Origin of the sequence: Caballeronia sp. (assembly GCF_049581465.1) — a bacterium.
Classification (GTDB): Bacteria; Pseudomonadota; Gammaproteobacteria; order Burkholderiales; family Burkholderiaceae; genus Caballeronia.
The window spans coordinates 1-2,685 of the sequence record NZ_JBAUSA010000862.1; the positions used below are offsets into that span (position 1 = coordinate 1).

Consider the following 2,685-nt stretch of genomic DNA (forward strand, 5'->3'; position numbering starts at 1 on the left):
TCGTAGTGCAGATGCGTATTGATCACTATATCGACGTCGTCCGCGCTCCAGCCCACGTACTCTTTCAGCGCACGTTCGAGCCGTTCTTCCGGTGCCTGCTCGCAAGGACAAACAAAGCTCGATACCCAGGCCGGATCGTGAATCCCGGTATCCACTACGATTTTTTTATCGCCGCCCACGATCGCGGTCGACCAGACCGGGACCTTGATTTGCTGTCCGTAATAGCGGCCATAAACCTGCGATGAACGGTCGACAGTCAGCCAGCCGGTAGGCATGGCGACCACTTTGAGTTTCGGCACGGTCACGATGATCTCCGCCGTCAATGTTTGGAGGGTTCCCGCAAAGAAAAGCGGCTTTAGAAATTCGTGTTGTCCGCGCCCTTGAGTCCGAGCATGGCGCGCGCTTCGTCCGGAGTTGCGATATCGAGCGACAGGCCTTCTATCACCTGGCGGATTTTCACGACCTGCGCAGCGCTGGATTCAGCGAGCTTGCCCGCTTCAATCCACAGCGAATCCTCAAGCCCTACTCGCACGTTGGATCCCTGCGCCAGGCCCAGCGTCGCAAGCGGAATCTGGTTGCGGCCCGCGCCGAGAATCGACCAGACGTAGTCGCTGCCGAAAAGCCGGTCGGCGGTGCGGCGCATGTGCATCAGGTCCTCCGGATGTGGCCCGATGCCCCCGAGCAGACCGAACACGCTTTGCACGAAGAACGGCGGCTTCGCGAGTCCGCGATCGACAAAATGCGCGAGGTTGTACAAGTGCGAAATGTCATAACACTCGTACTCGAAGCGCGTACCGTTCGCGCCGCAAGACGTGAGGATGTATTCGATGTCCTTGAACGTGTTCTTGAAGATCAAGTCGCGGCTGTTGGCCAGATGCTGGCGCTCCCAGTCATGCTTGAATTCCTTGAAGCGCTCAAGCATGGGATAGAGGCCGAAGTTCATCGACCCCATGTTCAGCGACGCCACTTCCGGCTTGAAATGATGAGCGGGCTTTAACCGCTCCTCCACCGTCATGTGCGGACTGCCGCCGCTCGTGATGTTGATCACCGCATCGGTCTCGGCCTTGATGCGCGGCAGGAATTGCTGGAACACGGCGGGGTCTTGCGTGGGCCGGCCATCAATGGGATCGCGTGCGTGCAGGTGGAGAATCGCTGCGCCCTCCTTGGCCGCTGCCAGCGCCGCATCGCCTATTTCCTGCGGCGTGACCGGCAGGTACGGTGACATCGACGGGGTATGGATCGCGCCCGTCGGCGCGCAGGTAATGATGACCTTGCGTTTGGTTGCCATTGTCTTGAGTCCTCGTATCGGGAAATAAAAACATTCAGAGCACTTCGACGTTTCCGCACACCGAGATTGCTTGCCCCGAGATGCCGCTGCCGCCCGGCGAGCACAGGAACAGCGCAGTCGCCGCGACTTCTTCCGGCGTGGTCATGCGACGTAGCGAGATTTTCGCGAGATAGTCCTTCTCCATCTCCTCGTAGGAGAGCCCCAGTTGCTCGGCACGCGCGGCGATCACACGCTCGATACGGGGTCCCTTCACAATGCCCGGCTGGATTGCGTTGACGCGAATGTTGTCCGGTCCGAGTTCGATCGCGAGGCTCTTGGTGAGACCGACGACGGCCCATTTAGTGGCTGAATACGGCGTGCGGTAGGCGTACCCGAGCCGTCCCGCCACCGACGACATCGCAATAATCGATCCCCCACCGTGAGCCTTGCGCAACAGCGGCACGGCACGGCGTGCGAAGTAGAACTGAGCATTGAGATTCACGTCGATGGTCTGTTCCCACTCGCCCGCATCCATCTCTTCTACACCGCCCGTCGGACCCGCGATGCCCGCGTTGTTGATCAGTACATCGAGACCGCCGAGTTGCGTTGCGACGTCATCGAATACACGATCCACGGCGGCGCGGTCCGAGACGTCCGCAAGCGTCGCGGTGATGGCGTTCATCTCGGCGCTTTGTTCGGCCGCAAGAAGCGTATCGATGGCTTGCTGGCTCGCATCGCAGACGTGCACGCGCGAACCGGCATCGACAAAGGCGCGCGCGATCACCAATCCAATACCCGATGCGCCGCCTGTCACCAGTACACGCAAGCCCGGGTGTGGTTTCAACATTTGCAGAACCGTCATGCTTGTCTCCGTTGATGTTTTTTAGCGGCTCAGCCCTTGATCAGGCTCGCGCCGCTTCCCTGTTTTGCAAGCGTTCCTGCAAGTCCACAGCAGCGCCGCCAATGTCTTCTTCAATGCCCGCGCGTGCGCCGTCTCCATCACCGCGCCAGAGCGCATCGACAATCTTTCGGTGTGCTGCCATCGACGTCCTCATATGCGGGATATCCGGTGCAACGAGATTAAGGAATGGGCCGATGCGCATCCACAGGTTCTGGATCGTGGCGACCGTCAGATCGCTCGCACCGTGCGTGTAGATGGCGATATGGAACTCGAAGTTACTGCGCAGGTACGCCGGCACATCTCCGGCTTCGACGTGGGCATCCATCGAATCGAAGACGGCTTGCAGCGCATTCAGATGCTCTTTCGTCATCCGCGATGCCGCGCGTTTCGCCACGCAGCCTTCCAGCGAAATCCGCACGTCGCGCAGCTCGTCAAGCAGCTCAAGCGTCATGGGCGGCACCATCAGCGCGCGGCCCGGACCGTCGATCAACGCGCCCTCGGCCTGTAGCCGTGTCAG

4 protein-coding genes are annotated in these 2,685 nt (G+C 60.3%); all 4 read right to left on the minus strand.

Annotation, left to right across the window (positions count from 1 at the left end; translation table 11 throughout):
* The coding region (locus WCA53_RS21105) for an MBL fold metallo-hydrolase (protein WP_423915225.1) at positions 1-275 on the minus strand (275 nt) is incomplete at its 3' end.
* A gap of 80 nt (positions 276-355) precedes the next feature.
* Positions 356-1,288, minus strand: a complete 933-nt coding sequence (locus WCA53_RS21110; protein ID WP_423915218.1) for a 3-keto-5-aminohexanoate cleavage protein — start codon at positions 1,286-1,288, stop codon at positions 356-358.
* 34 nt (positions 1,289-1,322) lie between these two features.
* The gene (locus WCA53_RS21115) at positions 1,323-2,129 is read right to left on the minus strand and encodes an SDR family oxidoreductase (RefSeq protein WP_423915220.1); all 807 of its coding nucleotides are present in this window, start codon (positions 2,127-2,129) and stop codon (positions 1,323-1,325) included.
* Between the two features lie 40 nt (positions 2,130-2,169).
* Positions 2,170-2,685: GntR family transcriptional regulator (locus WCA53_RS21120; protein WP_423915222.1), on the minus strand; the 516-nt coding region annotated here is incomplete at its 5' end.

Coding starts and splice junctions, on each gene's coding strand:
- WCA53_RS21110 (WP_423915218.1), bottom strand. CDS start 1,288: ATGGCAACCAAACGCAAGGTCATCATTACCTGCGCGCCGACGGGCGCG.
- WCA53_RS21115 (WP_423915220.1), bottom strand. CDS start 2,129: ATGACGGTTCTGCAAATGTTGAAACCACACCCGGGCTTGCGTGTACTG.